General features: G+C 60.2%; 1 protein-coding gene. It reads right to left on the bottom strand.

Annotated features, from left to right (window positions below):
- Nucleotides 1-339, bottom strand: a 339-nt coding sequence (locus ACTJJN_RS27060) for an immunoglobulin-like domain-containing protein (RefSeq protein ID WP_440781806.1), incomplete at both ends; no start/stop codon positions are given.

Below are 339 nucleotides of genomic sequence, written 5' to 3'. Positions count from 1 at the left end.
CTTGGCCACCACTTCGTCGGTGGTGTCGGTAACCTGAACGGTAGCCGCACCGCCCAGTTGCAGGTTCTCGAACTTAGCACCAGTGACGTCTACCGCCGAATTGATACCCAGGCTGATCTGGCCAGCATCGTTGTAGACGTCATCGCCTTGCGCAGCGTGGGTGTATGGCGCGCTGGTTTCACCGGCCTTGATGGTGACCTGGGCATTGTTGCTCAGGGTCACGACCAGATCGTGGGCCAGGGCGGTGTTGATGTGTACGGTGAAGGTCGGTTTGACGTTCTCGGCCACCGAAGTCTGGTCGGCCGTGATGGTGACCTTGACCAGGTCGCCTTCGTTGCC

The organism is Pseudomonas sp. 22515, assembly GCF_052044625.1.
In the GTDB taxonomy this organism is placed as follows: Bacteria; Pseudomonadota; Gammaproteobacteria; order Pseudomonadales; family Pseudomonadaceae; genus Aquipseudomonas; species Aquipseudomonas alloputida.
The sequence above is the reverse complement of the archived record's forward strand: the minus strand, read 5'-3'. Positions and strand labels throughout refer to the sequence as shown.